Here is a 26,416-nt window from a genome sequence, read left to right as displayed (position 1 = left end):
GGGCGATCAGCGGGCGGGGTGGTCGAGCGCGTCGATCGCGGTCGCGGCGAGCAGGAAGGCGCCGACGCCATAATATTGGGTGTCGCCGGGCTCGACCGTTTCGGGCTTGTCGCTCACCTGCTGCACCCAGCCGAGGCGGCCGTCGGGCTGGAGGCTCTTCACGAGCGCGGCCCAGCCCTTGCGCGCGATCGGCTCATAGGTTGCCTTGTCGAGCAGGCCCGCCTTGACGCCCCAGGCCATGCCATAGGTGTAGAAGCCGGTGCCCGAGGACTCCGGCGGCGATCCCGCCGTCGCCAGCAAAGAGGGCGCCCAATAGCCGTCCGGCTTCTGCAGCGTCTTCAGCTTCACCGCCATTTCGACGAACAGGGCTTCCAGCTTCTTGCGATCGGCGCTGCCCTCGGGAAGTAGCGGGATCATCCGCGCGAGGCCGGCGAAGACCCAGCCATTGCCGCGCGACCAGAACAGCTTGTTCTTTGCCTCGTCGCGCTTCTCGAAGAAGCGGCTGTCGCGATAGTAGAGATGCTCCGCCGGATCGAACAGGAAGGCGGTGGTCGCCCAGAATTCCTCCAGCGCGAAATCCTTGTAGCGCGGATCGCCCGTCTGGCGGCTCAGCTCCAGCATCGCCGGCGGCGCCATGAACAGCGCGTCGCACCAGCACCACCGCTTCAGGCACTCGGTCTGATCATAGCCTTCGGGCGGCTGGTAGAAAGCAAGCGTCACATGCGCCGGATTGGCGAGGATGAAGTCGAACGCCTTGCGCGTCGGCGCGATCGCCTCCGGCCCCGCGCCATGCTTGGCCGCCCAGAGATAGGATTGGGTGATGACGAGATCGTCGGCATGATAGGGGCGCCGGGCGGGGAGCCACTCATTGGCCTTGCCCATCGTCTGCACCGCCTGCGCGATGTTCGGCGGTCCGCCCGCATCGGCCAGCGCCGTCATGCCCACCCAGAAGACGGCCTGTTCCCAGGCGCGCGGATTGCGCGTCTCGGTCGTCACGCGGGAGACGTGGGCGGAATCGAGGCGGCCGAGTTGCCAGTCGGCCAGCCTGGCGGCGAGCGCCAGAGGCGCCTGCTGGCTAGCGGCGGCGGCGGCCGGCTTCGCGGCGATCGCGGCGGAGGGCGCGGCGGCAGGCAGCGATGCCGCCAGCAGCAAGGCGAGGGTGCGTGCGATCATGATCGATGATCCTAGGAAGCGGGGGTGTCGAAGGAGGCCCGCTCCAGGCGCGGGCTGAGCAGGTGGAGCGCGATGATCGCGAGGAAATAGGCGCCGCCCGCCACCGCGAAGATCGGGGCGTAGCTGTTCGAGATTTCCAGCATATAGCCCACGAACTTGGCGATCAGCATGCCGCCGATCGCGCCCGCCGTGCCGCCGATCCCGACCACCGATCCCACCGCCGTGCGGGGGAAGAGATCGGACGGGAGCGTGAGCAGGTTGGCCGAAAAGGCCTGATGCGCGGCGGTGACGATGCCGAGCAGCGGCACGGCCAGCCAGAGCGAGCTGATGTTCGGCACGATCACGACCGGAAGCACGCAGACGGCGCAGCCGAGCATCGTCAGCTTGCGCGCGCGGTTCGCCGAGGCGCCCGCCTTCATCATGCGCGACGAGACCCAGCCGCCGAGGACGCTGCCGCCATCGGACATCACGTAGATGACGACGAGCGGTGGGCCGAAGGTCTTGAGATCGAGGCCGTAGCGCTTGCCGAGGAAATCCGGCAGCCAGAACAGGAACATCCACCAGATCGGATCGGTCAGGAACTTGGGCACCGCATAGGCCCAGGTCTCGCGCTTCGTGAACAGCTTGGTCCAGGCCATGCGCCCGGCGGGCTGGACGGGATCGCTCTGGATCAGCGCCAGCTCGGCGGCGTTGACGCGTCTATGCTCGCCGGGCGAGCGATAGAGCACCAGCCACACGACGATCCAGACGACGCTGAACAGGCCGGTGATCAGGAAGGCCGCGCGCCAGCCATAAGCCAGCGTGATCGCGGGGACGAGCAGGGGCGTGACGATCGCGCCGACATTGGCGCCTGCGTTGAACACGCCGACGGCCAGCGCGCGCTCGCGCTGGGGAAACCAGTCCGCGACGGTCTTCAGGCCCGCCGGGAAATTGCCGGATTCGCCGAGGCCCAGCGCGAAGCGCGCGACCGCGAAGCCGGTGACGCCGCGGACGAGGCCGTGCGCGATATGCGCGAGCGTCCAGAAGCCGAAGGCGATCGCATAGCCGAAGCGCGCGCCGATCGCGTCCATGAAGCGGCCCATGAACAGGAAGCCGATCGCATAGGCCGCCTGGAACCAGAAGACGATGTCCGCATACTGGCTCTCCTTCCAGCCGAGATCGGCCTGAAGGACGGGCTTCAGCACGCCGATCATCTGGCGATCGATATAGTTGATCGCGGTGGCGGCGAAGAGGAGGGCACAGATCGCCCAGCGATAGCGGCTCGCGCGGCCGGCGGCCTCGGAAATGGTGGTTTCGGCGGACATCACGGGCGCTGGCCCGCCCATAAAGTCGCCTGCCGTTCGTCAAACGCTGCAGCCACAGGACCTCCCCACGCGAACTTGGGTCGCGTTAGGACGGTTGTAGTACAAGTATCGGAAAGGGGTCAATGCTGTCCGGTAGGGACAGGCGCTGCTTGCCTGCCGCGCCCGATCCTATTTTCCGCGCAGGTGGGCGGTTTCGCTCAGCTGGCTGTGGCGGCTGAGGCTTTCCTGCATGTGGTGCCGCGCCGCCTCGCGTGCCTTGGCCGAATCCATGCGGACGATCGCATCGACCAGCGCATCATGCTCGCCGCGCACCTTGGCGGCATAGCTGGCGTGCGATTCTGTGGACTGGTCGCGCAGATAGAGGTTGCGCGGCGGCACCAGCCGGATGCCGAGAAAGTCGATCAGGCGCACGAAATAATCGTTCTGCGTCGCGCGGGCGATGGCGAGGTGGAAAGCGGCGTCGGCGCGCGCGGCGGCGGCGGGATCGTCGCCCACATCCTCCATATGCGTCAGCGCATCGCGGATCTCGCCGATATTGGCGGTGGTGCGGCGGGCGGCGGCGAGCGAGGCCATTTCCGTCTCCACGGCGAGGCGCATCTCGAGCAGCTTGATCACGTCGGCCAGCTCGCCCAACTCGTCGCGCGTCACCTGGAAGGCGCGATAGGGCGCGGTTTCGGCGACGAACACGCCCGATCCCTGCCGCGACGTCGTCAGCCCCTGCGAGGCCAGCCGCGCGACCGCCTCGCGCACCACGGTGCGGCTGACATTCTCGGTCGCCGCGATTTCCTTCTGCGTGGGGAAGCGCGATCCGGGCGCCATTTCGCCCGAGCTGATCCGCTCTTCCAACTTTCGGAACAGGCTATCCGATAACGAGCCTGCGCGTGCCGCCACGTGTGTCTCCCAACGGGTCGTCGATTGTGTTTGTCAAACGGCCACTGCCTGACTTGTATTACTAATTCGACGGTTGTAGCCAGAGCCTAACATCGAAGAACGCGCCGGTCGAGCCGCCGGACAGCGTCGCCCACAGAGCGAGAGGCCCGAATCCGTGCACAATGCAGCCCGTTCCCTCCTCGCCGCTGTGGCCGGCTTGTATGCCACGAGCGCGATGGCGGAGGTCACGGCGCCCGCTCCGCCGATCCAGCCGCAGGTGGATGCGAGCCGCCCGGACTGGGAGAATCCGGCGGTTTTCGCGATCGGCAAACAGCCGGCGCGCGCCACCGGCTTCCCGTTCGAAAGCCGCGAGCGGGCGATCGCCGGACACCGCACCAAATCCGATCGCTTCGTGCTGCTGACGGGCCTCTGGAAATTCTCCTTCTCGCCCAGCGCCGATGCGCTGCCGCAGGGTTTCGAGAAGCCGGATTATGACGTCTCCGGCTGGAAGGACATCAAGGTCCCGTCCGACTGGCAGGCCGAGGGTTATGATCAGGCCCGTTATTTCAACATCACCTATCCCTTCCCGGCGAACCGCCCGCTGATCCCGCACGCGACCAATCCGGTCGGCTCCTATCGGCGCGACGTGGATGTGCCGGCAGGCTGGGCGGGCGAGGATGTGATCCTGCACATCGGCGCGGCCGGCTCGGCTTATTATGTGTGGGTGAACGGCCAGAAGGTGGGCTATTCGGAGGACAGCAAGCTGCCGTCCGAATTCGACGTCACGCGCTTCCTTCATCCCGGCAAGAACGTCGTCGCGATCCAGGTCTATCGCTGGTCGGACGGCTCCTATCTCGAGGATCAGGATTTCTGGCGCGTCTCGGGCATCGAGCGCGAAGTGTTCCTGATGGCGGCGCCGAAGACGCGCATCCGCGACTTCTTCGTCCATGCCGGGCTGGACGACAGCTACCGCGACGGCAAGCTCGCGGTGGACCTCGCCGTCACCCCGTCCTCCGCTGCCACCACCGCGCGGATCGTACTGCTCGACAAGGACGACAAGACCCAGCTGCTCACCGCCTCGGCCCCGGTGAAGGCGGGCACGGCCGAGCGCAGCGTAACGCTCAACGCCACGCTGCCGAACGTGCGCGCCTGGTCGGCCGAGACGCCCAATCGCTACATGCTGCTGGTCGAGCTGTATGACTCCAAGGGCGCGATCCTGCTGTCGACCTACAGCCGCATCGGCTTCCGCTCCGTGGCGATGAAGAATGGCGTGGTCACGGTGAACGGCAAGCCGATCACGATCCGCGGCGTCAATCGCCACGAACATGATCCCGTAACGTTCCACGTCCTGTCGCCGGAGTTGATGGAACGCGACATCCAGCTGATGAAGCAGAACAATATCAATGCTCTGCGGACATCCCATTATCCGAACGATCCGCGCATCTACGATCTGGCCGATCGCTACGGCCTCTATGTGATGGATGAGGCCGATATCGAGAGCCACCATTACATGGAATGGTCGAACAACCATCCCGAGCAGCGCGGAAAGTATCAGATCGGCTTCGATCCGGCGTGGGAAGGCGCGCATGTCAGCCGCGTGATGAACATGGTGGAGCGCGACAAGAACCACCCGTCGGTGATCTTCTGGTCGCTGGGCAACGAGGCGGGGATCGGCCCCAATTTCGCCAAGGCGGCCGCCGCCGCGAAGGCGCGCGATCCGGGCCGGCTCATCTCCTATCTCGGCTGGGGCACGTGGGAGAACCAGCGCGAGCATCGGCCCAACGATTATGCCGATATCTATGCGCCCATGTATGACAGCGCCGCCAAGCTGCTGGACTATGCGACCAACTTCAATTTCCGCCAGCCGCTGATCGAGTGCGAATATGCCCATATGATGGGCAATTCGGGTGGCGACCTGAAAGATTATTGGGACGTCATCTACGCCCATCCGGACAAGCTGCAGGGCGGCTTCATCTGGGACTGGGTCGATCAGTCCATGTCTCGCAAGACCGCCGATGGCCGCTCTTATTGGGGCATGGGCGGCGAATATGGTCCTAATCCCGGCGGCGAGCTGGAATTCGGCGACGGGCTCACCCAGTCCGATCGCACGCCCAATCCGCAATTGTTCGAGCTGCGGAAGGTCTATGCGCCGGTGCAGTTCGCCGATTTCGATGCGGCGGCGGGCAAGGTGCGGGTGATCAACCGCAACGATTTCATCGATCTCTCGCATTATGCGTTCAGCTGGCAGGTCGCGAATGACGGCGTCGTCGTCGCGCGCGGCGATCTGCCCGCGCTCGCCACGCCCGCGCATGGGCAGGAGACGATCCCGCTCTCGCTGCCGATGATCAAGCGCAAGCCGGGATCGGAGCTGATGGTCACGATCGTCGCGCGTGCCAAGGCGGATACGACGCAGGGCGTCGCGGCGGGGCAGGTGATCGGCTGGGAGCAATTTCCGATGGGAAATGTGCAGCCCGCCGACGCACCGGTGCCGTCAGGCCGCGTGACGCTGACCGACGGGCGCGGGCGCGTGACCCTGTCGGCGGGTGGCGCCGAGCTGACGATCGATCGCGCGACGGGCCTTATCGATCATTATGCGGCGGGCGGGCAGACCCTGCTCAGCGGCGGCGCGCCGAATTTCACGCGGGCGGCCACCGACAACGACATCGGCACGGGCACGATCAAGACGCACGCCATCTGGCAGCAGGCGTCGGACGCGCGGACGGTGGAGGCGATCGAGCCGCGCCGTCTGGATGATGGCCGCGCCGAAGTGACGGTGCGCTATGCGGTGGGCGAGGGCGCGACGCGCTTCGTCACGCGGTACGTAATGAACGGCGACGGCTCGCTCGCGGTGGAGGGCGACATGACGCCGCTCAAGGCCGATCTGCCCGATCCGCTGCGCGTGGGCCTCTCGTTCGCGATGCCGACCGCGTTCGATACGCTGGAATGGTATGGTCGCGGCCCGCACGAAACCTATGCGGATCGCAAGACCGGCGCGCCGATCGCTTTGTGGCGCGGCAAGATCGCCGAGCAGAATCACGATTACATGCGGCCGCAGGAAACCGGCAACAAGGTGGACGTCCGCTGGATGGAACTGGTCCGCGCCGGCGCGCCGGGCCTGCGCGTCGAAGGCGCGCAGCCGCTGTCGATGAACGCGCTGGCCTTCCCGTATGCGGATCTGGCGCGCCGCGCGCCGGGCACCGCCAAAAGCTCGGACATCGTGCCGCACGATCATGTCTCGCTGCTGATCGATGCCGCGCAGGTCGGCGTCGGCGGCGATGACCAGTGGACCAAATGGGGCCGCTCCCTGCCGAAATATCGCGTCCCGCTCGCCCCTCTCCATTATGCCTTCCGTCTGAAGCCGTTCGACGGCCCCGGCACCACGCCGGACGCCGCCCGACCGGCCAGTGCCACCTCCAGCCCGGAGATCGTCCCGTGAAGCGTCTGTTCCTGAGCGCCACCGCCCTCCTGCTCACCACCGGCTCTGCCGTCGGCGTCGCCGCGCAGGAGACCGACAAGCCCGTCATGCCGCCGATCACGCTGCCGCTGACGCCGCCGGCCGACAAGAGCCCGCGCGCCTCCGCTTTGCTGGCGCCCTATCGCTACGACGATATTCTCTGGGAGAATGATCGCACCGCGCACCGCATCTATGGCGAGGCGCTGCAGGCCTATGAGCCGCCGTCGGGCTCGGGCATCGATGCGTGGGGCAAGAATGTCCCCTGGGCCTTCGCCGATCGCCAGCTGAAGACCGGCGACCAGCACGGCTTCCACGGCGAGGGCATCGATTTCTACAATGTCGGTACGGCGCGCGGCATGGGCGGCCTCGGCATCTGGTATCAGAACAAGCTGTGGACCTCGCGCAATTACCACACGTACAAGATCTTCAAGAACGGCCCCGACGTCGCCGATTTCGAGGTGACCTATTCGCCGTGGCCGGTCGATGTGGATCGCAAGGTGTGGGAGACGCGCCGCTTCACGCTGCCGCTGGGCACGCAGTTCACGCGGATGGTCTCCACCATCTCGTCGGACAAGCCGGGTGAGCTGATCGTGGGCATCGGCATCGGCAAGCGCACCACGCTGGCCGGCAAGGATGGCGAGCTGAGCGTGGACAAGGCGCATGGCTGGCTGAGCTGGTGGGGCCCGGAATCGGGCGATCATGGCCGCATGGGCATCGCCGTGAAGGTGGATCCGGCGATGATCGTCGAGGTGAAGACGAACGAGGCCGATAACGACATCGTCCTGCTGCGCGTCCAGCCGGGCAAGCCCTTCGTCTATTATTCGGGCTCGGTGTGGGACAAGGGCAATGCCGGGATCCGCTCGCGCGAGGCCTGGGACAAATATGTGGCCGGCGCGCCGGTGGACTTCAAAGTTCCGCCCGCTCCGCGCGGCTGATCGCCAGGCCTAGCTTCCCAAAACCCGTTCGTGCTGAGCTTGTCGAAGCACTGTCCTTCTTGTCTCGGTTGAGAAGAAGGATGGCCCTTCGACAGGCTCAGGGCGAACGGAACATATGATCCCGACCTTCTCGACCGGAGGCCGGACCTTCAGGACGAACGTGATGGAAAGACGGGAATTCATCGCCGCCGCGATGGGCGCGGGCGCGATCGCGGCCAGCCTCGGCACGCAGGCCCAAGGACAGATGGGGCCGCAGGCAAGCGGGGCATCCGGCGAGGCGCCGACGCCTTCCGTCGGCGGCACCGGCGCCGAGGATCGCGCCTATATGGTCGATCTGCTCCGCCGCATGGCCGAGCCCGTCCTCGGTCCCATGTCCAAGGGGCAATTGCAGGCGCGCTTCAAGCCCGAACTGAGCCCCACCTGGGACGGGCGTCCGCCCAAGGTCGCCTATCTCGAATGTTTCGGGCGGCTGATCGCGGGCCTCGCGCCGTGGCTCGCACTGCCCGATACGGACGATGCCGAGGGCAAGCTGCGCGCGAAGCTGCGGCAGCAGGCGCAGGCCGCCTACGCCCATTCCGTCGATCCCAAGAGCGGCGATTATCTGTTCGGCGGGCTGGCCGAGCAGCAGCTGGTCGACAGCGCCTACTTCACCAACGCTTTGATCCGCGCGCCCAAGGCCCTGTGGGAACCGCTCGATGCCACCACCAAGGCGCGCATCGTCAAGGAGATCAAGGGCATCCGCTCCGTCTCCCCGCCTTATACCAACTGGCTGCTGTTCGCGGCGATGAACGAGGCGTTCCTGCTGTCGATCGGCGAGCAATGGGATCCGGTCCGCGTCGATCTGGCGGTCCGCAAGATGCTGGAATGGTATGTGGGGGACGGCTGGTATGCCGATGGTCCGCACTTCCACTTCGATTATTATGGCTCCTACGTGATCCACCCGATGATGGTGGAGATCCTCGAGGTGCTGACCAGCACCAAGGCGCATTTCAACAGCCTGAAGAGCGCCGAACTGCTGGAGCAAGCGAAGAAGCGGATGCAGCGCTACGGCATGTCGCTGGAGCGGATGGTTGGGGCGGACGGCAGCTATCCGCCGATCGGCCGCTCGCTCACCTATCGCACCGCCGTGTTCCAGCCGCTCGGGCTGCTGGCGTGGCGCAAGTGGCTGCCGGAGGCGCTGCCGGCGGGTCAGGCGCGCGCGGCGACGGTGGCGGCGCAGCGGGCGATCTTCTCCAATCCCACCAATTTCGACGCGCAGGGCTATCTCACGATCGGCTTCTGCGGCCACCAGCCGACCCTGGCCGACTGGTATTCGAATGCGGGCAGCATGTACCTCGCCTCGCTCAGCCTGCTGGCTTTGGGCCTGCCGGCGGACGATCCCTACTGGACCGCGCCGCCGCTTCCGTGGACGAGCAAGCGGGCCTTTGCGGGCGCGCATTTCGCCAAGGATTATTACGTCGAATATTGAGGGCGACGGGAAGCGGGATGGCGGCCCGCTTCCCGAGCGTCGCGTCTTGAAGGGCCCGCCCACGACCTAGGCGTAACAGGTGGTGGAAGCGGGCGGGATTATCGTTCATCCCCATCATGGAGGCCCGGATCATGGCCCGTTCGAAGCCCCTCCATGTCGGGCGCCTGCTGCCGCTGCTTCTCGCCCTGACCTCTCCCGCCATCGCGCAGATGCCGGGGCATTATGATGCGATCCATTCGGGCACGCCGTGGTTCGATCAGCGGGGGCTTCCGGTCAGCGCGCACGGCGGCGGCATCATCAAGGATGGCGATACCTATTACCTGTTCGGCGAGGCGCATCAGGACATGACCAATGCCTTCGCCGGGTTCAATTGCTACTCGTCCAAGGATCTCGTCAACTGGCGGTTCGAGCGGATCGCGCTGCCCGTGCAGCCGTCCGGCCCGCTGGGGCCTGAGACGGTGGGCGAGCGCGCGAAGGTGATGCGGTCACCCGCCACCGGCGAATATGTGATGTTCATGCACGCGGACGCGATCGACTATCGCGGCCAGTTCGTCGGCTATGCCACCGCGAAGACGATCACCGGACCCTACACCTTCCAGGGGCCGTTGCTGTTCGACGGCAAGCCCATCCGGAAATGGGACATGGGCACGTTTCAGGACAAGGACGGTGCGGGCTATGTGCTGCTGCACGGCGGCGACATCTATCGTCTGGCCGACGATTATCTAAGCGTGCGCGAACACGTCAACGCGGCGATGGCGGAGGGATTCGAGGCGCCGACGCTCTTCAGGAAGGGCGACACCTATTATTTCCTAGGGTCGGACCTTACCGGCTGGGAGCGGAACGACAATTATTACTTCACCGCCACGTCACTGAAGGGGCCATGGACGCGGCAAGGTCTGGTAGCGCCGCAAGGAACATTGACCTGGAATTCGCAGGTCACGTTCGTGCTGCCTGTCGAGGGTTCGCGCGGGACCAGCTACATGTTCATGGGCGATCGGTGGTCGTATCCGCGCCAGGCGAGCGCGGCCAGCTATGTGTGGCAGCCGCTCACCGTGGAGGGCGAGCGGCTGACGATGCCGCGCTATCGGGATGCCTGGCGGATCGATACGCGGCTCGGCACGGTCGCGCCGGCTGCCGATGCCGATACGATCATCGCGCAAGACGATGCGAGCGCGCGTTTCTCCGGTTCGTGGCGGGACGCGGCGGCAGGCCAGTCCGCGGATCGCGTGACCGATGATCCGCAGGGCTCCGTATCGATCACGTTCACCGGCACGCAGGCCAGCCTCTACAGCGTGGCGCGTGCGGACGGCGGATATGCGCAGATCACGCTGCGCGATCGGGGCGGCCGGGACATCCTCTCCTCAACGGTCGACATGTATTCCAAATATCCGGTGTCGGGCGCCCGGTTCGTCACGCCGCTGCTGCGGAAGGGGACGTACACGATCAGCGTCGCGGTGGTGGGCAGCGGCTGGTATTGGACCAACAAGAAAGGCGACAGGTCCGGGAGCGCCGGTCACGCCATTTCCTTCCAGCGGCTGGAGATTCGGAAATAGCCCCGTCCCGATCACGCCCCTTGGGGAGACGGGATCCGTTCGGACGGGCGCTCGCCTGTGATCATCGTGACGACTTGCGGGCGCGTGGGCAGGGCGTCGATCACGCCGATGCGGCTGCAGGTGATCGCGCCGCAGGCCGAGGCGAAGCGGAGCGCACCGGCCCAGTCGTCGCCGCTGGAAAGCGCCGCGACGAGGCCTGCGAGGAAGGCGTCGCCGCAGCCGGTGGCGTCCTTCGCCTCCACCGCGAAGGCAGCCTGATGGAGCGTGCGCCCGTCGCGTTGTCGCAGCACCGCGCCTTCGCAGCCGAGCGTGACGACAAGGCTTTCCACGCCCGAGCCCGCCAACGCCTCCGCCAATGCGGCAGGCACCTGTCCGGAGGAGACGCCGCGCCTGCCGGCTAGCTCCGCGAGCAGGCACTTGGCTTCGGTCTCGTTGAGGACCAGCACGTCCGTCGCCGCGAGGATCTCCGCCGCGATCGGCCGATAGGGCGAAGGGTTCAGCACCGTCCGCACGCCCCACGTCCGCGCGGTGGCGAAAGTGACGGCGATCGGTGCATCGCCGATTTCATATTGGGCGACCACCGCCCGGCTCCGTCCGATCCGCGCCTCGGCCCCCGCCACTTCGCGCGCCGACAGCAGCCCGTTCGCACCCGGAAACACCGCGATCATATTCTCGCCGTGCGCATCGATCAGGCCGACGCCCGTGCCGCTCGGCCCCGGAAAGCCGACGAGCATGCCTTCGGGCAGGTCGGCGCGTGCCAGAGCCTCCTGGGCCATCGCCGCGAAATGATCGCTGCCGATCGCGATCAGCCCGTCCACCGCGAGCCCCAGCCGGCGCAGCGCGATCGCCACGTTCAATCCCTTGCCGCCCGCCTCCAGCAACAGCGCCTCCCCGCGCAGGGATTCGCCAGCCGCGGGCAGATGTGCCACTTTCATCGAAAGCGCGGCGACGAAGCTGCCGAGCACAAAGACGGGGCCATCGCTGTTCATCAATCGCTCTGTCCTGTTATGCTATGGGGGATATCTTCACGATTTGGGCCACACGTTCCACACCATGTACGAAACCAGAAGGCTCCGTCGGCCATGCGCCGCCGGCATCGCGGGGGCGATGATGCAGGGACGTTACCCGTGCAGCATCTGATCCGCCTCGACCATGATACGACGCGCCCGCTCTATCTCCAGCTGGAAGAGCAGCTGACCGAGTTGATCACCTCGGGTCAGGTGCCCGGCGGCACGCGCCTGCCGCCCGAACGGCAGCTGGCCGAATATCTCGGCGTGAGCCGCTCCACCGTGCAGCAGAGCTATACGCTGCTGCGCGAGCGGCGGATGATCGTGGGGCAGGGGCGGCAGGGCTCGATCGTGCCGGAGGAGGCCGTGCGGCTGAAGCCCGGCATGGATCGCCTGCGCGGCTTCACGCAGGAGATGGCGGAGCTGGGCCGCGTGCCCTCCACGCGCGTGCTGGAGCATCGCATCGTCACCGATCGGTCGGTCGCGTCGCTGTTCGGCCTGCCGTCGACCGCGCGCTTCCTCTATCTCGTCCGCGTGCGGCTGGGGGATGATGTCCCGCTCTCGCGCGAGACGGCGTGGTACAGTCTCGATGCGGCGCCCTTCCTGGCGGAGGCCGATCTGGCGGGATCGATCTACGGCCAGCTCGCGGCCGAAGGGCTGATCCCCGCACATTGCGACCAGACGATCGAGGCCACTCCGCCCACGCCCTCCGAGATCGAGATTTTCGGCTTCGAGGACACGACCCCCTGCCTGCTCATCAAGCGGCGCACCTATCTGCGCGACGGGCCGATGGTGGAATATGTGGAAGGCGTGTTCCGGGGCGACACCTATATCTACCGGCTGCGGCTGGACAGCTGAGTCCGTTCCTCAAAGACCGTTCGTGCTGAGCGTGTCGAAGCACCGTCCGTCCACTTGTCTCGGATGAGAAAAGAAGAGCGGCACTTCGACAAGCTCAGTGCAAACGGAGTGTTTATCGCACGCCCTAAAGCTGCCGCAGCGCCCGTGCCGGGCGCGCCGCCAGCACCGGCCATCCACCGGCCAGCCCCAGCCCCATCGTCACCCCGATGCCCGCCAGCAGCGTGAGCCCGATCGCGACCGGATCGGGCAGCCACACGAAATCGAACAGCCGCACCACCACATACCAGGCGCCGCTCAACCCCAGCACCAGCGCCACCGCCGCGAGGATCGCGCTCAGCAACGCATATTCCAGCAGCTGCACGATCAATATCTGCATGCGCGTGGCGCCCAGCGTCTTCAGGATCACGCTGTCGTAGATCCGTACTTCGCGCGCGGCGGCGATCGCGCCGACCAGCACGGCGATGCCCGCCAGGATCGCGACCGATGCCGCCGCCGTGATCGCCGCCGCCATCCCCGCCACGATCGTGCGGATCTGCGCCAGCACGCCGCCCACCTCGATCACCGAGACGGAAGGGAAGCCCGGCAGCAAAGCGCGCGTGACGAGGCCCTCCTTGCCCGGCGGCAGATCGATCGTCGCGGCCAGATTGTGGGGCGCGTCGCGGATCGCATTGGGCGAGAAGACGAGGACGTAATTGAAGCCCATCGTCTCCCAGTCGATCCGCCGGAACGAGGCGATGCGCGCGCTGCGCTCCACGCCCAGCAGGCTGTAATCCAGCCGGTCGCCGATCTTCAGGTGGAGCGCGTCGGCCAGCCTCTGGTCCATCGAGACGAGCGGTGGTCCCGCATAGTCCTTCGGCCACCATACGCCCGCCGTGATCGTGCTGCCTTCGGGCAGGGTCTCGGCATAAGTGAGGCCGCGTTCGCCGCGCAGCGCCCAGGCCTCGTCGGGGATCGTTTTCAGGTCGGCGACGCGCGTGCCGCCATAGCCGATGATCGAGCCGCGCATCGCCGGGATCGCTTTGATCGTGGCGGTGGGCACGACGCGGGCGACCGTCTGGCGGAACTCGGCTTCGCGGGTGGAGGGGATGTCGAGCGCGAACAAAGCCGGCGCGCGCGCGGGCACGGTGCGCGCGATATTGGCATCGATGCTGGTGCGGATCGCGGCAAGCAGCACGAACAGGGTGAGGCCCAGCCCCAGCGCCACGACGAGCGTGCTGGTGCGAGCGCCCGGCCGGTGCAGCGCGGCCAGCGCAAGGCGCGCGAGCGGACGGCGCGGACGCGGCAGGCGGGTCGCCAGCGCCTGCACGCCCCGCCCGAACGCGGCGAGGAGAAGCAGCACGCCCGCGATCGCGGCGAGGAACCAGGCGGTCAGCATCGGCTGGTCCGCCGTCACCAGCGCCAGCGCGACCACGGCGGCGCCCGCCGCCCCAACACCGATCCAGCTGCGCCGGGGAATCGGGCGCGATCCGAACGTGCCGCGCAGCAATCCCGCGGCCGGCGTACTGCCCGCCTCGCTCAGCGGCCGCGCGGTGAAGGCGAGCGCGATCAGCATCCCGTAAGCGGCGGCCAGCGCCAAAGGCGCGATCTCGACGCGGAAGCCCGGCGTCACCGGCAAGATGTCGCCCGCCGCCCACACGATCGCGGGCACGGAGACGGCGCCCACGATCAGACCCGCCGCGATCCCGGCCAAGGCGACGGCTCCGATCTGGAGCAGATAGATGCGCGTGATCAGCGCGGAGGTGGCGCCGAGCGTCTTCAGCGCGGCGATGCTGCTGCGTCGGGCCGCGAGATAGGAGGAGACGCCGTTGGCGATGCCGATCCCGGCGATGACGAGCGCGGAGAGGCCGACCAGCAGCAGGAACTGCCCCATCCGCTCGATGAAGCGCGCGGCGCCCGGCGAGGCCTTGTCGCGCGTCTTCGCGTCCCAGCCGCCCGCCGGAAAGGCGCGGCGGAAGGCGGTGACGGCGGCGGCGGGATCGGCCGAGGCGGACAGGCGGATCCGATATTTGGTCTTGTAGAGGCTGCCCGGCTGGATCAGCCCCGTGCGCGCCATCCCGTCCGTGGAGACGATCGCGACCGGCCCCAGCGTGAAGCCTTCGCCCAGCCGGTCCGGCTCGTCCGCGATCACGCCCGCCACGCGGAAGTCGGTGGTGCCGAAGCGGATCGTCTGTCCGATCCGGCCGCCGATTCGCTCCGCCAGGGCCTGTGCGATCCACACCCGATCGGGTCCGGGCGCGCGCACGTTGCGGCCATCGCTCAGCGTCAGTGCGCCATAGAGCGGATAGGCGGCGTCGATGCTCTTCAGCTCGACCGGCACGGTCTGCTGCTTCGGCCCGGCGCCGATCACTGCCGTCGCGGGCATCCCCACCGTCGCGGACACCTGCCCGAGCTTCCGCATGGCGGCGATCTCGGCGGAGTTGGCGGGGCGCTGCGAGAGCGCGAACTCCACGTCGCCGCCCAGAAGCGTGCTGCCGCGCGCGGCCAGTTCACGCCCCATGCTCTGCGCGAGGCTACCGATCGCGGCCAGCGCGCCGACGCCGAGGAACAGGCAGACGAGCAGCAGGCGCAGGCCCCGGAAGCGCAGATCCAGTTCGCGCCGCGCGAGGCGCCAGGCCAGCGCCCAGCCTGTCGCCACTCCGTCGCTCAACGCAGCCGGTCCTCGACGATGCGTCCGTCCGCCAGCGTGATGATCCGGTCGCAGCGCTCGGCCAGCTTCGCATCGTGCGTGATCACGATCAGGGTGGCGCGCGCCGCCGCCTGCCGCGCGAACATCAGGTCCATGATCGCCTCGCCCGTCGCCGCATCGAGATTGCCGGTCGGTTCGTCGGCGAAGACCAGAGCGGGGCGGGGGCCGAGCGCGCGCGCGATCGCCACGCGCTGCTGCTCGCCGCCCGAAAGCTGCGACGGATAATGATCCAGCCTGTGGCCGAGCCCGACCGCGACCAGCTCCGCCTCGGCGCGCGCGAAGGCGTCGGCATGGCCCGCCAGTTCCATCGGCACCGCGACATTTTCCAGCGCCGTCATCGTCGGCAGCAGATGGAAGGCCTGCAGCACGATGCCGATCCGCCCGCGCCGCGCGCGGGCCAGCGCATCCTCGTCCAGCGCGCTGAAATCGAGCCCGTCGACGATCACCTGCCCGCCGCTCGCGCGCTCCAGCCCGGACAGCACCGCCATCAGCGAGGATTTGCCCGAGCCCGAGGGGCCGAGCAACGCCACGCTCGTCTCACGCGTCACGGACAGGTCGATGCCCTTCAGAATCTGGGTCTGCGCGGCGACAGCGCCGAGCGACAATCTTATATCGCGCGCGGCGATGACCATATCGGGGTCAGTCTGCATCGGATGGGGATCGATCGATTGGAGCGGAAGGGAATGCGCCGGTTCGCGGCGTTCTGTGCATTCGGGCAGATCATGCTGCTGGCGGGCTGCGGCAAGGGGGCGGAGGCCCCGCCGATCGAAAATAGCGCGAATCCCGCCGCGCCGGCCGTTCCGGCGGAGGTGGCGCGCCCGGCCGGGCCGGAGCGTCTGGTCCTCGCCTTCGGTGACAGCCTCTATGCGGGCTATGGCCTCGATCGCGGTCAGGATCTGCCCCACGCGATCGAAGGCCGCCTGCGCAAGGCCGGGATCAACGCCACGATCGTGAATGCCGGCGTCTCGGGCGACACCAGCGCGGCGGGGCGCCAGCGCCTGGCCTTCGCGCTCGACAATCTGCCCCGCAAGCCGGATCTCGTGATGCTCGGCCTTGGCGGCAATGACGTGCTGCGCCAGATCACGCCCGCCGAGACGCGCGCGAACATGACGGCGATGATGGAGGAACTGGCGAAGCGCCGGATCCCGGTCGTGCTGACGGGCATGATGGCGCCCCCCAATCTCGGCCCCGATTATGTCGCGCCCTTCGATGCGATCTGGCCCGATCTGGCCAAGCATTATCATGCGGGCCTCTATCCGTTCATCCTGGATGGCGTGATCGGCAAGGCCGATCTGATGCAGGCCGATGGCCATCACCCCAATATGCGGGGCGTGGCGGTGGTGGCGGATCATCTGGCGCCGGTGGTGGAGACGGCGCTGCCGCCCGCCCGCTGATCCGCTCTATCCGCGCAGCCTGCCGCTGATCGTGCGGACCAGCAGCACGGCCAGCGGCACGATCAGCAGCACGCCGATCGCAACCAGGATCAGCGATTCGATGTCGTGCAGCCAGGTGCCGAGCGCGCTGCCGAACGCATAGCCCGCCCAGGCGATGGCCGGTCCCCAGATCGCCGCCGCCACGATGTTGAGCGGCACGAACGTGCGCGACGGGATGGCGGACGTGCCGATCGCCACCGGCGTCACGGTCCGCAGGCCATAGATGAAGCGGAAGGAGAGGATCATCGCCTTCGGGTAGCGCTCCAGCCAGCGCAGCGCGCGGGCGAAGGCGGGCTTGTGCGTGGCCTTGCGCACCCAGCGGTGATCGCGATAGCGGCGCGACAGCCAGAACCAGAGCTGATCGACGAGGCAGGATCCCACCGCCGCCGCCGCCGCCACGCCCCAGATCGGCAGCAGCCCCCGCTGCGCCAGCACGCCGCCGGTGATGACGACGGCCTCTCCCTCGATGCCCGCGCCGGCCAGGATGGCGAGCAGCCCGTAGCGCGCGACGAGCGCTTCAAGCGCCAAGGGGGAGGGTCGTTTCGATGGCCATCCGACCTGTGTAACCCGAGCGGGCGGCGGGCTCCACCGACTTCGGAAATGGCCGATGGGAGGCCTGTCACGCCCCGGCGGACATTGCGCGCACGCCCTCGTCCCACGTGATGACCGGCGCGTAGCCGAGTTCCTCGCGCGCGCGCCGATCCGAGATCGTGAAATCATAGCCGACCATCCGCAGCATCTGGCGCGTCAGCGGCGGCTCGCCCGCGAGGCGGAAGGTCCGCCACACCCTTTCCATCACGGTCGCCATGAACCAGGCGACGCCGAGCGGCGCCGATCTGGTGCCGGCATCCACGCCCCGCGTGGCGAGCAGTTGCCCGATGACCTCGCGCAGCGTGCGATCCTCGCCGTCGGTGACGAAATAGGCCCGCCCGCCCGCCCCACGCCGGGCCGCCAGCAACGCGGCATGAGCGACATTGTCGACATGCGCGGTCGACATCAGGCTCGCGCCACCGCCCGGCCATGCGAAGCGGCCCGCTTCGATATTGGCGATCGTCTCCCCGAGCATCGGCATGTCCGCGCCCCAGATCATGGGCGGCAGGACCATCATCGTCCGCATGCCCGCCGGATCGTCCGCCGCCAGCACCAGTTGCTCGGCGCGTGCCTTGCTGGCGAGATAGGGTGCCCAGTCGGGGAAGGCGAGCGGGGCATCCTCGGTGACGCCGATCATGGACCGCCCCGCGCTCATCACGACTCCGGAGGCGCCGATCTGGATGAAGCGTGCCACGCCCGCCGCTTGCGCCGCCGCAAGCAGGTGGCGCGTGCCGTCCACATTGGCCTGTTCGAACGCCGCCTTTGGCGCCCACATCTTGAAGAGGGCGGCGGCGTGGAAAACCACCTCCGTCCCGGCGACCGCACGCGCGAGCGAAGCCGGATCGCCGAGATCGCCTCGAACCGGCTCGGCGCCCAGCGCGCGCAGACGCTCCGCATCGGCCGGCGCGCGGTGCAGGGCGCGCACCGTCCAGCCGTCCGTCACGAGGCGGGTCACAAGATGGCGTCCGAGAAATCCGGTTCCGCCGGTCACGAAAGCAATGGTCATGGCGCGACTCCTTCGGGAGCCCGCCTATCTCTCGGATCATCAAATTACAATATATGATATCTGTAAGTTGTGTTTCGTTGACGATGTCGGGCCGCCTGCTTAGGCCCACGCTGTGTCATCGACCTCATCCCCCCTCTCGTCCGCAGCGATCCTCCAGGCCGCGACCGCGCTGGTGCAGCGTTATGGCGAGGCCAAGACCAACATGGTCGATATCGGCCGCGCACTGGGCGTGAGCCATGCGGCTTTGTATCGCTTCTATCCGTCCAAGAGCGCGGTGATGGACGCGATCGCGCAGCAGGCGATGGACGATGAGGCCGCCATGGCCGCCGCTTATGTCGATGCGGACGGAGCGGCGGGCACACGGCTCGAGGCGATGATCCTCGATCTCCACCATCGCAAGCGGGCGCGCTTCGCCGGGGATCGCGAGATCCACGATCTCTATCGCCGCCTGCTGATCGAACGACAGGACATGATCGCCGCTTATGCCGCGCGCATGACGGCGCTGATCGCGCAGATCATCGGCCAGGGCGTCGCGCGGGGCGAATGGAGGGTGGACGACGCGGCGACGGCGGCCGGCGTCGTCCGGGACACCGTGACGGTCTATGTCCACCCGCTGTTCGTGGCGCAGGCGGTGGAGGCGGCCTTACCCGTCGAGGCGCAGTTGCGCGCGACGCTGGCGACGTTGATCCGGGCGTTCGAGGCGGGCGTCCGCTACGACCGATAGAGCTGCTCCGGGGGAGCTGTCGTCCGCTTAGAGCCTCTCCCGCGAAGGCGGAGAGGATTATACCGCTTGGGGGCGTGGCAAAGCGGGGGCGGCGCGTATCGCGGCCGCCCGCGCCCTCAATGCTTCTTGCCGGCCCAGATGCTCTTGTACGATCCGAACGCCAGCGCCGTCGCGATCAGCAGGAAGATCACCACCGCGATGCCGGTACGGTGGCGGTTCTCCAGCTTGGGTTCGGCCGCCCACATCAGGAAGGCCGAGACGTCGGTCGCCATTTGGTCGATCGTCGGCTTGGTGCCATCCGCGTAGCTCACCTGACCCTCGGCGGCGAGCGGCGGCGGCATCGCGATGTTGAGGTTCGCGAAATAGGGATTGAAGTGCAGCGACTCCGGTGTCTTGGCGTCGGGGAACTCCTTCAGAAGCTCCTGACCCTTCTCGTTCTTGAAGCCGGCCTGATCGACATAGCCGGTCAGGATCGAGTGGATGTAATGCGCGCCGCCCTCGCGCGATTTGGCGATGTCGGACAGGTCCGGCGGCAGCGCATTGTTGTTGCCCGCGCGCGCCGCCGTCTCGTTGGCGAAGGGCGAGGGGAAATAGTCGCTCGGCAGCGCCTTGCGCGTCGTCGGCTCGCCGGTCTTGTCGTTGATCGTCGGTACCTCGGTCTGCCACTGCTTGGCGATCGCCTTCACCTCGGGCTTGGTGAAGCCGATCTCCTCCAGATCGCGGAACGCCACCAGCTTCATGGAATGGCAGGCCGAGCAGACCTCCTTGTACACCTGGAAGCCGCGCTGGAGCTGCTGGCGATCATATTTGCCCCACACCGGATTATCGAAGGAGAAGTGGATCTCCTTCGGCTCCAGATGGAATTCGTGCGCCGCCGTGGGCTCCGCTTTCTCGCGGGGCATGACGAAGGCGATCAGCAGCGCCGAGACGAAGGCGAGGCCGGCGAAGAAACCGATGACGCGGACGATCATGTGGGTGTCTCCCCGGGCTCAGTGCGCGACGCCGGCGGGCGCCGGTTCGTCTTCGGTCTCGCCCTTCAGCACCGCTTCGGTGATCGAATTGGGCAGGGGCTTCGGCACCTCGAACAGGTTGATGACCGGCACGATGATCAGGAAGTGCGCGAAATAATAAGCGGCGGCGAACTGCCCGATGCGGACATAGGGCTCTTCCGCCGGGCTCTTGCCGATCCAGCCCAGCACCAGCACGTCCAGCACCAGCACCACGAACGCCCATTTGTACATCGGCCGGTAGGTGGCCGATCGCACGGGCGACTTGTCGAGCCAGGGCAGGAAGAAGAGCAGGGCGATCGCCGAGAACATCGCGATCACGCCCCACAGCTTGGCGGGAATCCAGAACCAGTTGACCGTGAAGGCGCGCAGGATCGCGTAGAAGGGCCAGAAATACCATTCGGGCACGATGTGCGCGGGCGTCGAGAGCGGATTGGCCGGAATATAATTGTCCGGATGGCCCAGCGCGTTCGGCGCGAAGAAGGTGAGACAGGCGAAGACGATGAAGAATATGCCGACGCCGAAGCCGTCCTTGGCCGTGTAATAGGGATGGAAGGGCACCGTATCCTGCGGCCCCTTCACCTCCACGCCGGTCGGGTTGTTCGATCCCGGAATGTGCAGCGCCCAGATGTGCAGGATGATCACGCCCGCGATCACGAAGGGCAGCAGATAGTGGAGCGAGAAGAAGCGATTGAGCGCGGCATTGTCCGGCGCGAAGCCGCCCAGCAGCCAGGTGTGGATCGGTCCGCCGACGACCGGGATCGCCGAGAAGAAGCCGGTGATCACCTGCGCGCCCCAGAAGCTCATCTGCCCCCAGGGAAGAACGTAGCCCATGAAGGCGGTGGCCATCATCAGCAGGAAGATGACGACGCCCAGCAGCCACACCATCTCGCGCGGGGCCTTGTAGGATCCGTAATAGAGGCCGCGGAAGATGTGGATGTAGACGACGATGAAGAACATGCTCGCGCCGTTCATGTGCGCGTAGCGCAGCAGCCAGCCCGAATTGACGTCGCGCATGATGCTTTCGACGCTGTTGAAGGCGACGTCCGCATTGGCCGCATAATGCATCGCCAGCACGACGCCGGTGACGATCTGCACGACGAGCGCGAGGCCCGCCAGCACGCCGAAATTCCAGAAATAATTGAGGTTGCGCGGCACCGGATAGCCGGCGCCGATCGCGTTATAGACGAGGCGCGGCAGCGGCAGGCGGCTGTCCACCCACTTCATCACCGGGTTGGTCGGCTCGTAATGCTTGGCCCAGGGAAAGCTCATGTCTCTCGTCTCCCCTCAGCCGATCTGCACGACGGTGTTCGATTTGAAGCTGTAATCCGGCACCTGCAGATTGAGCGGTGCCGGGCCTTTGCGGATGCGCGCGGCCGTATCGTAGACCGACCCGTGGCAGGGGCAGAAATAGCCGCCGAAATCGCCGCGCATCTCGCCTTCGCCCGCGCCCAGCGGCACGCAGCCGAGATGGGTGCAGACGCCGAGCGTGATCAGCCAGTTCTTGTGGCCGGGCTTGGTGCGCTGGGCGAGCGTCTGGGGATCGCGCAGCGTGGACACGGGCACCGCGTCCGCCTCCTTGATTTCCTTGGGCGTCAGGTTGCGGATGAAGACGGGCTGCTTGCGCCACATCGTCTTGATCGCCTGTCCGGCCGCGATGGCGGAGATGTCCACCTCGATCGAGGCGAGCGCGAGCACGTCGGCCGACGGGTTCATCTGGTTGACCAGCGGCACCACCACGGCGACCGCGCCGACGCCTGCGAAACTGACAGCCGCGATGTTGAGGAAGTCGCGCCGACGGGGCGCCGCTTCGGCCGTCTGGCCGTCCGATAGGTCTGACGTGTGCGACGCCGCCATTCGCATATCCTCCGCTGAACCCCCTCGCGACCCTCTCATGGGGCACGGTTTTGGGTTGTGTAACCGTCCGATCGGCCCTTTGCCAACTGCTTTGCTGATTTTGGTGCAGGATCGTGCTGTTTCCCGCTCTTGCGCGGTTCCGTCGCACGCGGCAAGCCGACGCCCCTATGTCGCATGAACCATTCCCGCTCGATCCCGAGCAGCAGGCCGCCCGCAGCTGGTTCGAGCAGTTGCGCGACCGCATCTGCGCCGCCTTCGAGGGCGTGGAGCGCGAGGCGGGCAGCGACGCCGCCTTCGTCTATACGCCGTGGGATCGCACCGATCCGGACGGCAGCCCCGGCGGGGGCGGCGTGCGCGGCGTAATGAAGGGCCGCGTCTTCGAGAAGGTAGGGGTCAACGTCTCCACGGTCGGCGGCCATCTGGAGGGCGAGTTCGGCAAGACGATCCACGGCGCGGGCGAGGATCCGCGCTTCTTCGCCACCGGCATCAGCCTCGTCGCGCACATGGCCAATCCGCACGTGCCCGCCGTCCACATGAACACGCGCTTCCTCGTCACGACCAAGCGCTGGTTCGGCGGTGGTGCCGATCTCAATCCGCCGCTGCCCCGCGACGAGGACACGGCCGATTTCCACGGATCGATGCGCGCGGCGTGCGAGGCGCATCCGGGGCCGGGCGATTATCCACGCTACCGGACATGGGCCGACGACTATTTCTGGATCCCGCATCGCAACGTGCATCGCGGCGCGGGCGGCATCTTCTTCGATCATCTCGAAGGCGGGTTCGACACCAACTTCGCCTTCGTCCGCGCGGTGGGCGAGGCGTTTCTCGATATCTTCCCCGCGATCGTGCGTCGGCGGATGGGGGAGCCCGCCAGCGACGCGGATCGCGCGGCCCTGCTCGCCTATCGGGGGCGCTATGCCGAATTCAATCTGGTCTATGATCGGGGCACGCTCTTCGGTCTCAAGACCGGCGGCAATATCGATGCGATCCTGATGAGCCTGCCGCCCGTCGCGACGTGGGAATGAGGCGGGCCGAGCGATGAGCCTCACCCCCGTTGCCGAAGGCGAACTCGCCGCGATCGTGACCTCGCTGGAGATGCGGGACCGGCCGAAGCCGAAGCCCCTGCCGGCCGCGCCGCTGCGGCTGGTGCGCTGGGCCAGCCCGACGACCGCCGCCTATCGCACGCTCTTCACCCGCGTCGGCGCGCCCTGGCTGTGGTTCTCGCGGCTGATGCTGGCGGAAGAGGCGCTCGCCGCGATCATCGGCGATCCGGCGGTGGAGATCTATGCCGTCGTCGATCGGGCCGGGATCGAAGTCGGTATGCTGGAACTGGATTTCCGCGTGGCGGGCGAATGCGAGATCGGTTTCTTCGGGCTGATCACGGAGCTGTCCGGCAAGGGGCTCGGCCGCTGGCTGATGGCCGAGACGCTGGCGCGCGCCTGGCTGCCGGGCATCACCCGCGTCTGGGTGCATACCTGCACGCTGGATCATCCCTCGGCGCTCAATTTCTATCGCGCGCAGGGCTTCGTGCCCTTCGCCCGCGCGGTGGAAGTGTTCGCCGATCCGCGCCTGCTGGGCGTGTTGCCGCGCGATGCGGCGCCACACGCCCCTCTGCTGGATCAGCCCCGCGCGCGCTGAGCGTAAAAGCAGGCGACCAGCAGATAGAAGGCGCCCCACTCGACCGACGAGACGATTGCGCCGAGCAGCCCCACCAGAATCTGGCCGAGGTCCGGCTGGCCGATCATCCGGCCGAGCAGCAGGAACACCGATCCGAGCGCGACCTGGATCGCCATCGCCAGAATCCAGGCGCCCGCCAGAAACAGGATCAGCCCGCTGATCAGGCGCGGCAGCTGCGCGCCATAGAAAGAGAAACCGTAGCGGAGCGCGACGAGCGGGCCCATGCCGCGCTCCACGATCAGCGGCATGATGAGGACCAGATAGAGGCCGGCCAGCGTCATGCCGAAGAAGGTCGCCAGCACGAGGATCGAGGCGCCGCCGGGGCCGGCTCCGACGAGGAAGCCCACCGTGATCAGAAAGGCGAACATGGCCGCGAACACGATCAGGCAGGCGCCGATCCAGGCGGGCAGATGGCGGAGCGCGGCGAGGATCGCCTCGCCCACGCTGATCCGGGGCAGCAGCAGCAACGCCTGCAGCGTCATCGCGCCCACGATCGTGACGATCCCGCCCAGCGCCATCACCGGCGTCACCCAGCCGGGCAGCGACAGGCTGAGCGCGCGGATGCCTTCGATCGTGGACGGCATCTGCTTCATCAGCGGCGCGAGAACCAGCCCCAGTCCGAAGGGGGGCAAAGCGAGAAAAGCGAGCGCGACGGGCAGCGCCAGCCGCCACTCGGCAGCCAGGAAATGCTGCAGCGCGCGAAGGCCCTGTTCTATCGAGATCTTGTGCACGATCCGCTCCTGCCGCGTTTCGCCGCGAAAAGCGAGCGCTTGCGAGGCGGGAAAGTGCGCGATCCCCTCGCGGGGAGGGGGCCCGGCCCGGTGCCGCCTGTCGCTCGACGTCCGAACCGGGCGATCACGCCTTGTCAGCGGGGCCTTGTGATCGCACATCGACGCGATGACAGTCTGCAGCCTCGAAGCGCCCGTTCCCGCCGGCCCGCCGCCCGGCCCCGCCGTCGAATGGCAGGTGAGCCCCGGCCTGACCGATTATGCCGAGGCAGTGGCCGAGATGGAGGCGCGCGCCGCCGCGATCCGCGAGGGCACCGCGCCGGAACTGGTCTGGCTGCTGGAACATCCGCCCGTCATCACGGCGGGCACCAGCGCGCCGCCGGAGGAACTGCTCTCGCCCGACCTGTTCCCGGTCCACCGCTCGGGCCGGGGCGGGCGGCACACCTATCACGGGCCAGGCCAGCGCGTCGGCTATGTGATGCTGGACCTGAACGCGCGCGGCCGCGACGTGCGCTGTTATGTCGCCAAGCTGGAGCGGTGGCTGATCGCCTCGCTCGCGCGGCTGGGCGTCTCGGCACGCACGGCCGAAGGACGCATCGGCATCTGGACGGATGAGCCCGGTGGCGGCGAGGCCAAGGTCGGCGCGATCGGCGTGCGGGTGCGCCGCTGGGTGACGCTCCACGGTTTCTCGATCAATGTGGCGCCGGATATGGCGCATTTCGGCGCGATCGTGCCGTGCGGAATCGCCGATCACGGGGTCACCAGCCTCGAACGTTTAGGGTGCGAAACGGGCATGTCCGCGCTCGATCAGGCGCTCGAAGCGGAATTCCCCAGCTTTCTGTGGAGCTTATCGCAAGTGCGGTAGACTCTTGAGACGACGGGGCTTTCTGCTAGGATCGCCGCCGATTTGGGAAATGGCAGCCTAAGCCCGGGCCAAATCGCACTAGGGAGTTTGGACATGAACATCATCAAGAAGACCGTGGCTGTCGCCATGATCGCCGGCGCTGCGCTGGCCGTTTCGGCCTGCGGCAAGACCGAGAACACCAACATCACCGAAACCAACGTCACGGACATGAACACCATGGCGCCGGAAGAGGGCTCCATGAACGACATGTCGGGCATGGAAATGAACGAGAGCAACAGCTCGAACATGATGTAAGTCCTTAACAGGACTGCATTTCGGGGCTGCCGGGATCATACCCGGCAGCCCTTTTGATTCCGGCTGGAGGAAGGCGCGTCCCCTCCCGCCGAAACGGGGCCGAAACGGCATCTTGCTTGCCGCGCGCCCCGCAAAGCTGTTTAAGTCGCGTCGGGAGGAGACCGGATGGCAAGGGTTTGGAAGAAGGCGATTCCGGCGGTGGCCGTGGCCAGCCTGGTGGCGGTTTCGGTGGCGGAGCCCGCCTCGGCCTATCTGTTCTGGCGTTCGCCGCAGCTGAAGGGCGAGCCGGTCACCGGTGACGAGCCCGGCCTGCTGGTGCCTCTGCCCGGTGCCACGCCCAAGGAAGTGAAGGCGAACCTCCTGTGGGGGATGCGCGCGGGGCTCAACGTTGCTGCGCTGCAATGCCAGTTCGCGCCTTCGCTGCTGACGGTGAGCAATTACAACGCCCTGCTCCGCAACCACAGCGCCGAATTGCAGGATGCGTACAACACGCTGGTCGCCTATTTCAAACGCCAGAGTGCGGCGCCGGTCGCGGCGGCCAAGGGCAAGGCCGTGAAGGGCAAGCCCGCGCCGAAGGCGAAGAGCGGCGGCATCAGCTGGCAGACCGCGATCGATCAATTTTCCACGCGCACCTATAACGGTTTCTCGACCTTCCACGGTCAGCTGGAATTCTGCGAGACGGCGTCCTCGCTCGGCCGCGAGGCGCTGGCGGTCAATCGCGGCGAACTGCTCGCGCTGGCGACGGCCCGCATGCGCGAATTCCGCAACAGCCTCTCGCCGGCCGGCGACATGGTGTTCGCCTATGGCACCTCCAGCATCGTCGCGACGCCGATGCCCTCGCTCACCTGCGTGAACAAGAAGGGCAAGGAGATCCCCTGCAAGGATTGAGGGGGAGCGACACATTCCGCTCGTGCTCCGGCGAAAGC

24 protein-coding genes are annotated in these 26,416 nt (G+C 67.2%); 12 read left to right on the top strand and 12 right to left on the bottom strand.

Annotated elements, in window-relative coordinates:
* Window positions 1-6: 6 nt before the first annotated feature.
* From HL653_RS01145 to HL653_RS01135, 3 genes are all read right to left on the bottom strand, one after another.
* Window positions 7-1,173 (bottom strand): glycoside hydrolase family 105 protein, encoded by a 1,167-nt coding sequence (locus HL653_RS01145; RefSeq protein ID WP_171742873.1) that lies wholly within the window; start codon window positions 1,171-1,173, stop codon window positions 7-9.
* A gap of 11 nt (window positions 1,174-1,184) precedes the next feature.
* A complete protein-coding gene (locus HL653_RS01140; RefSeq protein WP_253717446.1) occupies window positions 1,185-2,477 on the bottom strand; it encodes an MFS transporter in 1,293 nt (430 codons plus the stop codon).
* Between the two features lie 168 nt (window positions 2,478-2,645).
* Window positions 2,646-3,368: a FadR/GntR family transcriptional regulator gene (locus HL653_RS01135; RefSeq protein ID WP_171742871.1), complete on the bottom strand. Its 723-nt coding sequence runs from the start codon at window positions 3,366-3,368 to the stop codon at window positions 2,646-2,648.
* 214 nt (window positions 3,369-3,582) lie between these two features.
* On the opposite strand from HL653_RS01135, the gene HL653_RS01130 reads away from it, so the two are divergent.
* The 4 genes from HL653_RS01130 to HL653_RS01115 all read left to right on the top strand — a co-directional run bounded on the left by HL653_RS01130 (window position 3,583) and on the right by HL653_RS01115 (window position 10,757).
* The gene (locus HL653_RS01130; RefSeq protein WP_171742870.1) at window positions 3,583-6,783 is read left to right on the top strand and encodes a glycoside hydrolase family 2 TIM barrel-domain containing protein; all 3,201 of its coding nucleotides are present in this window, start codon (window positions 3,583-3,585) and stop codon (window positions 6,781-6,783) included.
* Window positions 6,780-7,736, top strand: a complete 957-nt coding sequence (locus HL653_RS01125) for a DUF4861 family protein (protein ID WP_367613583.1) — start codon at window positions 6,780-6,782, stop codon at window positions 7,734-7,736. The genes HL653_RS01130 and HL653_RS01125 overlap by 4 nt, the downstream gene beginning before the upstream one ends.
* A gap of 163 nt (window positions 7,737-7,899) precedes the next feature.
* Window positions 7,900-9,204, top strand: coding sequence for a DUF2264 domain-containing protein (locus tag HL653_RS01120; RefSeq protein ID WP_171742869.1), 1,305 nt, complete (start codon window positions 7,900-7,902; stop codon window positions 9,202-9,204).
* Window positions 9,205-9,335: 131 nt separating this feature from the next.
* Window positions 9,336-10,757 carry a family 43 glycosylhydrolase gene (locus HL653_RS01115; RefSeq protein ID WP_171742868.1) on the top strand — a complete coding sequence of 474 codons (1,422 nt, stop codon included), beginning with the start codon at window positions 9,336-9,338 and terminating at the stop codon, window positions 10,755-10,757.
* A gap of 11 nt (window positions 10,758-10,768) precedes the next feature.
* On the opposite strand, the gene HL653_RS01110 is transcribed toward HL653_RS01115, so the two are convergent.
* A complete protein-coding gene (locus HL653_RS01110) occupies window positions 10,769-11,746 on the bottom strand; it encodes a ribokinase (protein WP_171742867.1) in 978 nt (325 codons plus the stop codon).
* Window positions 11,747-11,884: 138 nt separating this feature from the next.
* Here HL653_RS01110 and HL653_RS01105 point away from each other — a divergent pair, with 138 nt between their 5' ends.
* A complete protein-coding gene (locus tag HL653_RS01105) occupies window positions 11,885-12,622 on the top strand; it encodes a GntR family transcriptional regulator (RefSeq protein WP_216599934.1) in 738 nt (245 codons plus the stop codon).
* A gap of 124 nt (window positions 12,623-12,746) precedes the next feature.
* Here HL653_RS01105 and HL653_RS01100 read toward each other — a convergent pair whose 3' ends face one another.
* The gene (locus HL653_RS01100; RefSeq protein WP_253717444.1) at window positions 12,747-15,269 is read right to left on the bottom strand and encodes an ABC transporter permease; all 2,523 of its coding nucleotides are present in this window, start codon (window positions 15,267-15,269) and stop codon (window positions 12,747-12,749) included.
* Window positions 15,266-15,958 (bottom strand): ABC transporter ATP-binding protein, encoded by a 693-nt coding sequence (locus HL653_RS01095; RefSeq protein WP_253717442.1) that lies wholly within the window; start codon window positions 15,956-15,958, stop codon window positions 15,266-15,268. Before HL653_RS01095 ends, HL653_RS01100 begins: the two co-directional genes overlap by 4 nt.
* 33 nt (window positions 15,959-15,991) lie before the next feature.
* On the opposite strand from HL653_RS01095, the gene HL653_RS01090 reads away from it, so the two are divergent.
* Window positions 15,992-16,702, top strand: coding sequence for an arylesterase (locus HL653_RS01090; RefSeq protein ID WP_253717439.1), 711 nt, complete (start codon window positions 15,992-15,994; stop codon window positions 16,700-16,702).
* A gap of 6 nt (window positions 16,703-16,708) precedes the next feature.
* On the opposite strand, the gene HL653_RS01085 is transcribed toward HL653_RS01090, so the two are convergent.
* Window positions 16,709-17,269 (bottom strand): DedA family protein, encoded by a 561-nt coding sequence (locus HL653_RS01085; protein WP_171742865.1) that lies wholly within the window; start codon window positions 17,267-17,269, stop codon window positions 16,709-16,711.
* 91 nt (window positions 17,270-17,360) lie between these two features.
* Complete coding sequence (locus HL653_RS01080) at window positions 17,361-18,338, bottom strand: NAD-dependent epimerase/dehydratase family protein (RefSeq protein ID WP_171742864.1); 978 nt, start codon at window positions 18,336-18,338, stop codon at window positions 17,361-17,363.
* Between the two features lie 112 nt (window positions 18,339-18,450).
* Between HL653_RS01080 and HL653_RS01075 the strand changes: the two genes are divergently transcribed.
* On the top strand, window positions 18,451-19,062 hold the full coding sequence (locus HL653_RS01075) for a TetR/AcrR family transcriptional regulator (RefSeq protein ID WP_216599933.1): 612 nt from the start codon (window positions 18,451-18,453) through the stop codon (window positions 19,060-19,062).
* Between the two features lie 116 nt (window positions 19,063-19,178).
* Here HL653_RS01075 and HL653_RS01070 read toward each other — a convergent pair whose 3' ends face one another.
* Genes HL653_RS01070 through petA form a run of 3 tightly spaced genes read right to left on the bottom strand, consistent with a single transcriptional unit; the run spans window position 19,179 to window position 21,926 of the window.
* Entirely contained in the window at window positions 19,179-20,030 is an 852-nt protein-coding gene (locus tag HL653_RS01070; RefSeq protein WP_171746702.1) for a cytochrome c1, read from the bottom strand.
* Between the two features lie 21 nt (window positions 20,031-20,051).
* Window positions 20,052-21,341, bottom strand: coding sequence for a cytochrome b/b6 (locus HL653_RS01065; protein WP_171742863.1), 1,290 nt, complete (start codon window positions 21,339-21,341; stop codon window positions 20,052-20,054).
* Window positions 21,342-21,356: 15 nt separating this feature from the next.
* Entirely contained in the window at window positions 21,357-21,926 is a 570-nt protein-coding gene (petA, locus tag HL653_RS01060; protein WP_171742862.1) for a ubiquinol-cytochrome c reductase iron-sulfur subunit, read from the bottom strand.
* A 167-nt stretch (window positions 21,927-22,093) separates the two neighbouring features.
* Here petA and hemF point away from each other — a divergent pair, with 167 nt between their 5' ends.
* Together hemF and HL653_RS01050 are read left to right on the top strand one after the other, a co-directional pair.
* The gene (gene hemF, locus HL653_RS01055) at window positions 22,094-22,951 is read left to right on the top strand and encodes an oxygen-dependent coproporphyrinogen oxidase (RefSeq protein ID WP_171742861.1); all 858 of its coding nucleotides are present in this window, start codon (window positions 22,094-22,096) and stop codon (window positions 22,949-22,951) included.
* 13 nt (window positions 22,952-22,964) lie between these two features.
* Window positions 22,965-23,564 (top strand): N-acetyltransferase, encoded by a 600-nt coding sequence (locus HL653_RS01050; RefSeq protein ID WP_171742860.1) that lies wholly within the window; start codon window positions 22,965-22,967, stop codon window positions 23,562-23,564.
* Here HL653_RS01050 and HL653_RS01045 read toward each other — a convergent pair.
* Window positions 23,546-24,334 carry a hypothetical protein gene (locus tag HL653_RS01045; protein ID WP_171742859.1) on the bottom strand — a complete coding sequence of 263 codons (789 nt, stop codon included), beginning with the start codon at window positions 24,332-24,334 and terminating at the stop codon, window positions 23,546-23,548. The two genes, HL653_RS01050 and HL653_RS01045, sit on opposite strands and share 19 nt — an antisense overlap.
* 166 nt (window positions 24,335-24,500) lie before the next feature.
* On the opposite strand from HL653_RS01045, the gene lipB reads away from it, so the two are divergent.
* The 3 genes from lipB (at window position 24,501) to HL653_RS01030 (ending at window position 26,378) form a co-directional block, all read left to right on the top strand.
* Window positions 24,501-25,196 carry a lipoyl(octanoyl) transferase LipB gene (gene lipB / locus HL653_RS01040; RefSeq protein ID WP_171742858.1) on the top strand — a complete coding sequence of 232 codons (696 nt, stop codon included), beginning with the start codon at window positions 24,501-24,503 and terminating at the stop codon, window positions 25,194-25,196.
* A gap of 93 nt (window positions 25,197-25,289) precedes the next feature.
* On the top strand, window positions 25,290-25,490 hold the full coding sequence (locus tag HL653_RS01035; protein WP_171742857.1) for a hypothetical protein: 201 nt from the start codon (window positions 25,290-25,292) through the stop codon (window positions 25,488-25,490).
* A 165-nt stretch (window positions 25,491-25,655) separates the two neighbouring features.
* Window positions 25,656-26,378: a hypothetical protein gene (locus HL653_RS01030; protein ID WP_171742856.1), complete on the top strand. Its 723-nt coding sequence runs from the start codon at window positions 25,656-25,658 to the stop codon at window positions 26,376-26,378.
* The last annotated feature ends 38 nt before the right edge of the window (window positions 26,379-26,416 follow it).

The sequence above is a fragment of the Sphingomonas sp. AP4-R1 genome, assembly GCF_013113735.1.
Lineage (GTDB): Bacteria > Pseudomonadota > Alphaproteobacteria > Sphingomonadales > Sphingomonadaceae > Sphingomonas_I.
This window is presented reverse-complemented; position numbering and strand designations above follow the sequence as displayed.